This is a genomic window from Streptococcus sp. HMSC071H03, assembly GCF_001813035.1.
Classification (GTDB): Bacteria; Bacillota; Bacilli; order Lactobacillales; family Streptococcaceae; genus Streptococcus; species Streptococcus anginosus.
In genome coordinates, this window is sequence record NZ_KV811162.1 from 22,489 (window position 1) to 29,180 (window position 6,692).

Annotated in this window: 5 protein-coding genes and 1 pseudogene; all 6 read right to left on the reverse strand. The window is 39.9% G+C overall.

What is annotated here, in order from left to right:
* Window positions 1-30: 30 nt before the first annotated feature.
* Window positions 31-884: pseudogene (gene cvfB, locus HMPREF2887_RS05095) on the reverse strand (RNA-binding virulence regulatory protein CvfB).
* A gap of 346 nt (window positions 885-1,230) precedes the next feature.
* A complete protein-coding gene (frr, locus tag HMPREF2887_RS05100; RefSeq protein ID WP_003034284.1) occupies window positions 1,231-1,788 on the reverse strand; it encodes a ribosome recycling factor in 558 nt (185 codons plus the stop codon).
* A gap of 3 nt (window positions 1,789-1,791) precedes the next feature.
* A complete protein-coding gene (gene pyrH, locus HMPREF2887_RS05105; protein WP_003025453.1) occupies window positions 1,792-2,532 on the reverse strand; it encodes a UMP kinase in 741 nt (246 codons plus the stop codon).
* 223 nt (window positions 2,533-2,755) lie between these two features.
* Window positions 2,756-3,958, reverse strand: coding sequence for an NADP-dependent isocitrate dehydrogenase (gene icd / locus HMPREF2887_RS05110; RefSeq protein ID WP_171004456.1), 1,203 nt, complete (start codon window positions 3,956-3,958; stop codon window positions 2,756-2,758).
* Window positions 3,945-5,063, reverse strand: a complete 1,119-nt coding sequence (locus HMPREF2887_RS05115; RefSeq protein ID WP_021001443.1) for a citrate synthase — start codon at window positions 5,061-5,063, stop codon at window positions 3,945-3,947. The genes icd and HMPREF2887_RS05115 overlap by 14 nt, the downstream gene beginning before the upstream one ends.
* The coding region (gene acnA, locus HMPREF2887_RS05120; RefSeq protein WP_148131497.1) for an aconitate hydratase AcnA at window positions 5,060-6,692 on the reverse strand (1,633 nt) is incomplete at its 5' end. The genes acnA and HMPREF2887_RS05115, both read right to left, overlap by 4 nt.

Here is a 6,692-nt window from a genome sequence, read left to right on the forward strand (position 1 = left end):
AAAATCTCGAAAGCAAAGCAAATTGGTATCTCAAATCAACTCCGTCCCAGTCGCGTTCTGTTTAATCTTACCAGCTTTCATGAGGCCACCCAGGGCTTTTTTAAACTGTCCCTTGGAAATGCCGAAAGTCGCCTTAATATCCTCTGGAGCTGACTTATCATTCAAGGTCATGAAGCCACCGTTAGTCTCCAGATAAGTCAGGATCATCTGAGCATCATTTTCCAGCATTTCAAAAGAGCGTGGTTTGAGCGAAAGGTTCAAAGTCCTATCCACCTCACGAAAACCAATGACACGCACATCCAATACCTGGCCCAGACGCGGCTCAGCATAGCGCTCGCTGGGATGGATAAAGCCCAGCATGTTATTTTCAGGCAGATAGACAAAGGTTCCAGATAACTTCAAACGATAAACAATAGCCGGCCAATTTTGATTTTGCATGTTATTATAGGCTGGACGAGCTAATTCCTGGAAATCTTCTTGGTAGGCCAAAGCCCCCAAATGCGGTCTTTTTTGTCTACATCCAAACGAATATAGAGGCGGTCGCCTTTTTTAGGCCAAAGTTCTTTTATTTCTGGCAAAATGTCGAGAGACACTACAATTTGCTTATCTGGAAGTCCTGTATCAACAAAAACACCTAAGTCCTTACGAACATCCGTCACTGCTCCCCAGCCAAAAGTCGTCTGAGTTGCTGTGACTTCGAGAGTCGTCAGGCGAAGTCTCTGTTTCATATCACTATAAGCAAAACCTTTGACCGTTTCTCCTAGCTGATACTTACCTTCTTCTTTAGCTAAAGCATAAGTCTGACCATCCTTTTGAACAAAGTAAAAGCGATCGTTTTCATCGGTTACAAGACCTGTTATAAATGTTGCAAGATTTGTATTCATTTTTTATCTTTCTATCGTTCGAAGCGGATATGAAACTTTCTTCCTACTTCAAAAGAAGAAGCTGGAACAAAAGTGTTCAGCTTCCTTTGTTTATATAGTTATCATTCTAAGACGCAGTGATTTGGAGAAACTATGTTGACTTTAGTCAATTAGAGTTTCCCATGCACAATTATTTGGCACTTTAGTGCCTAATCAATCACTGCTGAGTGGGCTCTAACTCGTTAATCAATCAACTTTTACAGCCCTACTCAACTTTGCGGAAGTGGGACGAAATCAAGTTTCTAGGAAACGACTGATTTCGTCCCCCCTCCTTGCTTTCTATTTTTTACTACATACAGAGAAAAGCTTACACTTCAATCAATTCTTTTTCCTTGCTGGCAGTCATATCATCAATATGCTTAACAGCCTCATCTGTAACTTTTTGAATATCTTTTTCAAGTGTTTTCAATTCATCTTCAGTAATTTCTTTTGCTTTTTCTTGCTTTTTAGCTTCATCCATAGCGTCACGGCGGATATTACGAATAGCAATTTTAGCATTTTCGCCGACCTTCTTCACTTCCTTAGCAAGGTCACGGCGAGTTTCTTCTGTCAAAGCAGGAATGACCAAACGAATAACCGTACCATCGCTTGCAGGGGTGATGCCAAGATCAGAAGCGTTGAGTGCGCGCTCAATATCTTTGATAGAAGATTTGTCAAATGGCGTCACCAAAAGAACACGCGCTTCAGGAATCGTGATAGACGCGATTTGATTGAGCGGAGTTTCCACTCCGTAGTACTCAACTGAAATCCTATCCAAAAGGCTGGCGTTCGCACGACCAGCACGAATGCTGCCAAATTCACGCGCCAAACTTTGGTGTGACTGTGTCATTCTTTCTTTCGCTTTTTCTACAATTGCATTTGCCATAAATCATTCCTCTTCTTTTTCTACATTATTTGAAACGGTTGTTCCGATTTGCTCACCAAAGACAACGCGTTTGATATTACCAGGTTCGTTCATATTAAAGACAACAAGGTCAATGTCATTATCCATTGAAAGAGTTGAAGCCGTTGAATCCATGATACGAAGACCTTTGTTAATCACGTCACGGTGGGTTAATTCATCAAATTTCACCGCAGTCTTATCTTTCTTCGGATCAGCGTTATAAACGCCGTCTACACCATTTTTTGCCATCAGAATCGCATCAGCTTCAATCTCAGCCGCACGAAGAGCAGCTGTTGTATCTGTTGAGAAGTAGGGAGAACCAACTCCAGCACCGAAAATAACGATACGTCCTTTTTCCAAGTGTCGCAGAGCGCGTCCGCGAATATAAGGTTCTGCTACTTGCTGCATCGCAATCGCTGTTTGTACTCGCGTATCCACACCCACTTGTTGAAGTGAATCCGCCATGACCAAGGCATTCATGACTGTTCCTAACATTCCTGTGTAATCAGCCTGCACACGATCCATTCCTGCTTCTGCCGCAGGCTCTCCACGCCAGAGATTCCCACCGCCGATAACAAGGGCAATTTCAATACCCAAATCATGTACTTCCTTGATTTCCTCTGCCATTTTTTGAACGGTTGAAATGTTAATTCCAATCCCTTTCTCACCAGCAAGAGCTTCACCTGATAATTTGATTAAAATACGTTTATATTTCGGGGCTACCATTTTTATTCTCCTTATTTTATCTGTACTATTTTACCATATTTTGAGATTTTTATATAGTCAAATTCTTTAAAAAATAAAAATTTCGATAAAAGGGAGAAGATAGTTTGCTATGCTATTTGAGCAACCAGCTATGGTGTCGTTCATTCATTATGCAACGAATATTGAAATCAGAAACTTTTGTCTCAGCTTCTTTGCCGTTTGTTTCATGTGTGAAAATCAGAACCTAAGCTAAAAAATCTAATAAAACCTGAGTGAAATCACTCGTTGAAAGCGCAGGAACACCTTCTATCTGACTAGCAAAATCATCTGTCATCTTTTGAAGTGCTAACGCTTTTTCAATCGCTTTTATAATAACTTGCGCAGCTTCGGACCATCCAATGTAATCAAACATCATGCAGGCAGACAATAAAAGTGAACAAGGATTTGCTTTATTTTGATCTGCGATATCAGGAGCCGTTCCATGCGTTGCTTCAAAAATAGCATGACCTGTTTCATAATTGATATTAGCTCCAGGAGCAATACCAATGCCGCCGACTTGAGCAGCCAGCGCATCACTAACATAATCTCCATTCAAATTTGTCAAAGCTACTACTTGAAATTTTTCAGGATTTAACAGAATTTGTTGTAAAAAATTATCTGCAATCACATCTGTCACAATCAATTGCCCAGCTGCTAATTCCTTTGCAAACTCCTTCTCGGTAAGCTCATAGCCCCATTTTCTGAAACCACCTTCTGTAAATTTTTGGATATTCCCTTTATGAACCAGAGTTACGTTTTTTACATTGGCAGATAGAGCATAATGAATCGCTGCACGAATCAACCGTTCACTTCCTTGGCGTGAAATTGGTTTAATGCCAATAGCACTCGTCTTCGGAAAACGAATTTTATCAATTCCCATTTCCTTTTGTAAAAATTGTATCACTTTTTGAGCCTCATCAGACTCACCTTCCCATTCAATTCCTGCATAAATATCTTCGGTATTTTCACGGAAAATGGTCATATCCGTCTTTTCAGGATGTCGTAGTGGGCTAGGAACGCCCGCAAAATACCGTACGGGACGTACACAAGCGTAGAGATCTAGTTCTTGACGCAAGGCAACATTTAAAGAACGAATGCCACCACCAACAGGAGTTGTAAGAGGACCTTTAATCGCAACTAAATGATGCTGAATTGTCGTTAAAGTCTCTTCTGGAAACCATTCTCCTGTCAAACGAAAGGCTTTTTCTCCCGCCAATATCTCTTTCCAAAAAATCTTTCTACTGCTTCCATAAGCTATCTCCACCGCTTTATCCAAGACAAGCTGTGCATTTTTCCAAATGTCATGCCCAATTCCATCACCTTCGATATAAGGGATAATGGGATTATTAGGAACGAGCAACTTTTTATTCACAAGACGGATTCTTTCTGCCATTTCATCTCCTCCCAATAGGAATATAATGTAAATTTTGAGCGCCAACATAATGAGAGCGAGGTCTAATCAACTTATTATTTTTGCGTTGCTCTTGAATGTGAGCAATCCAGCCAGACACCCGACTCATTGCAAAAATCAATGTATAGATACTACTGTCAATACCTAAAACATGGTAAACCGTTGCTGAGTAAAAATCTACATTCGGTATCAAATGCTTGGTGTGCTTCATATAACGTTCGATGTCTTCTGAAATCTGGTACCAAATTTCTTTTTCTGTTCCTTTTGTCAATTCCTCTGCCATTTCTCGCAAATATTTTTCACGAGGATCCTGTGTTTTATAAACACGATGACCAAAGCCCATGATTTTTTCATGTGAAGCTAATTTTCGATCCAAATATGCATTCGTATCACCCTCTGCTTTAATTTCCTTTAACATGTCAAAGACGCATTCATTGGCTCCTCCATGAAGTGACCCTTTTAAAGCGCCGATTGCCGCCGTCACACAAGAATAAATATCGGTTAAAGTGGAAGCACAGACCCGCGCTGCAAAAGTGGAAGCATTTAGCTCGTGATCTGCATGAAGAACCAAAGCACGATTGAAAGCTCGAATTTCTAATTCTGATGGTTCCTGCCCATTTAACATATATAAAAAGTTCGCTGCAAATCCTAAATCTTTTCTCGGTTCAATCGGAGTTTGCCCCGATCTCAACCTTGTAAATGTTGCAATAATCGTTGGAATCTTAGCCATCAATTGAATACTTTGTTCATAAGTTGCTTCTAGAGACGTCTCTTCAGCATGGATATTATAGACTCCTAAAAGACTAACTGTAGAACGTAATACACTCATTGGATGCAGATGCTTGCGCGACTGGATGAGAATACATTGTTCCACCGCATCACTAATGACATAGTTGGCACGCAAATCGTTCACAAAATGTTTCAATTCAATCTGAGTTGGCAAATGCAAATTCCAAAGTAGGTAAATAACTTCTTCAAAACTTGCATTATTCTCCATCAATTCGGAAATATTATAGCCTGCATAAGAAAGAGTATCATCTATAATCTGACTGATACGAGTCTCACAGGCAATCGTATCTTTTAAACCATTGCTTTGTGTCATTGTTTTACCTCTTGCAATTTCTTTCTAACCACCATTGGTAAAATTCCCCCATTTTCATAATAACGAATATCCGCGTCTGCATCAAAACGAAGACGTGCTTTAAATCGTGCAATTCGATCGCCTTCTTTTGCAATAACCGTTATGACTTGTCCTACCTGTGGCTCTTTCGGCAATTGAATATCAAACGTTTCTTTTCCAGTTAATCCAAGATTTTGAGCATTTTCGCCGTCCAAATATTGAAGAGGCAGAATGCCCATCATGACTAAATTGGAGCGGTGAATTCTTTCAAAACTTTCAGCTAAAACCACTTTAACACCCAAAAGATTTGCTCCTTTAGCTGCCCAATCACGACTAGAACCCATACCATAATCTCGACCTGCCAAAATAATCGTATCCACTTTTTCTTTCTTATAACACATAGCAGCTTCATAAATCGGCATCAGTTCACCCTTATACTTTGTATAACCACCAAGTTTTCCAGCTGCTAGTTCATTTTTTATCCGAATATTGGCAAAGGTGCCTCTCATCATCACTTCATGATTCCCGCGACGACTACCATAAGAATTAAAGTCTTGATAGCTTACACCATGTTCCTCTAGATATGATGCTGCTGGACTATTTCTAGCAATATTTCCTGCTGGAGAAATATGGTCTGTCGTAATTGTATCTCCAAACTTTGCTAAAACAGCTAGATTTTTCAATGGTTGAATGCTTGTATCATCTTCCAAGCCATCAAAGTAAGGAGGATTTTGTATATAAGTAGAGGCTTGATTCCAGTGATAGATTTTCGACTTTGTTGTTGAAATTTGATTCCATTTTTCACTATCAGTAAAAACATGCTCATACTCTTTTTTAAACAAACTACTGGTAACGTATTTTTGTACATAGTCTGCTACCAAATCATGATTTGGCATAAGATCCATGAAGTAAACAGGTAGCCCATTCCTATCATATCCAAGCGGTTCACTTGTTAAATCAATATTTGTATTCCCAGCTAAAGCATAAGCGACCACCAGTGGCGGACTAGCTAAAAAATTTGCTTTAACCAAAGGATTGATTCGTCCTTCAAAATTCCGATTACCTGATAGGACAGCGCTAGCAAGTAAATCTGTATCCGTAATTGCTTTTGCCACTTCTGGTAACAAATTTCCAGAATTGCCAATGCAAGTGGTGCAGCCATATCCAACAACATTAAAACCTAATTTGTCCAGATAGACTTGGAGACCACTCTCCTTCAAATAGGCCGTAACAACCTTACTGCCTGGTGCAAGTGACGTTTTGACTGTTTTTGAAACACGCAATCCTTTTTCCACAGCACGTTTAGCTACTAAGCCTGCCGCCATTAAGACATATGGGTTGGAGGTATTAGTACAACTAGTAATTGCTGCAATAGCGACATGACCCGTTTTAATCTCTTCTTCATAATCATCAAACAATACCGTCGCTGTCTTCCTCAATTCCTCTCTTGGCAAACCAAAACCTCGAACACCAGCTTCTCGGATAAGACTCGCTTGAAATTCTTGCTTAGCATTTGTCAATTCAATTAAATCCTGTGGCCGTTTGGGACCAGAAATACTTGGAACAATGGTGGACAAATCAATCTCAACAATTTTTGAATAAATTGGATCC